The sequence below is a fragment of the Sulfitobacter sp. 15WGC genome, from assembly GCF_005068605.1.
Taxonomy (GTDB): domain Bacteria; phylum Pseudomonadota; class Alphaproteobacteria; order Rhodobacterales; family Rhodobacteraceae; genus Sulfitobacter; species Sulfitobacter faviae.
The window spans coordinates 1-248 of record NZ_SZNL01000251.1 but is presented as its reverse complement, the minus strand read 5'-3'; the positions used below and the strand labels follow the sequence as shown (position 1 = coordinate 248).

Sequence of the window (248 nt, the reverse complement as noted above, 5' to 3'; positions counted from 1 at the left end):
CATGCTCCATGTCCATCTTGGCCATGGCGTCCTTGTGCTCGGCATTGCCTTCCATCGTGTCGATTACAAACTCATGCTCGATCTCGCCTTTGTTGGTGACGCCAAAGCGAATGGTCTCGCCTTTTTTGATGTCGAACTCGGCGGGTTCAAAGATCATCTCGCCGTCGTCGGTTTCGCGCATGGTCACCTCGATCGTGCGGTCAACCGCCTCGGCCTTGCCGGGCATGCCTGCGGCCATTTCCTTGTGC

1 protein-coding gene is annotated in these 248 nt (G+C 57.3%); it reads right to left on the bottom strand.

Translation table 11 applies throughout. From position 1 onward, the window contains the following. Positions 1–248 (bottom strand): plastocyanin/azurin family copper-binding protein (locus FCK22_RS18705; RefSeq protein WP_248646616.1); only part of this gene is annotated, 248 nt, incomplete at both ends.